Raw genomic sequence first — 487 nt, 5'->3', positions numbered from 1 at the left:
GCCGCCGACCGCCGTTGCCGAGGCGCCGACGGCGGTGGCGTTGCTGCCGACCGCGGTGGCGTTGCCGCCCAGCGTGGTGGCGCCGCTGCCCAGTGCGCTGGCGCCGTTGCCGATGGCGTTGGCGCCTTCGCCGGCGGCGATCGCATTGGCGCCCTCGACGTAGGCGCCGGCATCGCTGGCGTCGCTGCCGCTGGACTGGAAATACTTGGCGGTGGTGTCGGCGGTCTGCCTGACCGCGTCGAGCTGGGCCACGTTGACCGCATCGGTGGCCTCGGTGCCGGCGGCCACATGGGTGATCTGGCGCTCGCCGCCGGCCTTGCCGACCGAGACGCTGTCGTCGCGGTCGGCCACCGCGTCGGCGCCCAGCGCCACGCTGTTGCGGCCCTGCGCGACGGCGCTGTTGCCCAGCGCGGTGCTGTTGAAGCCGCTGGCGCTGGAGAAGCCGCCGACCGCGGTGGCGTAGTCGCCGGTCGCGTCGGCCGCCACG

General features: G+C 75.4%; 1 pseudogene. It reads right to left on the bottom strand.

Going from position 1 to position 487, the window contains the following annotated elements:
* Window positions 1–487 (bottom strand): annotated as a pseudogene (locus D588_RS25335) (hypothetical protein); the annotation flags it as partial.

The sequence above is a fragment of the Xanthomonas sp. SHU 308 genome, from assembly GCF_000364645.1.
GTDB classification, from domain to species: domain Bacteria; phylum Pseudomonadota; class Gammaproteobacteria; order Xanthomonadales; family Xanthomonadaceae; genus Xanthomonas_A; species Xanthomonas_A sontii.
Note: the sequence above shows the minus strand (reverse complement) of the source record. Positions and strands in the feature narration are given on the sequence as shown.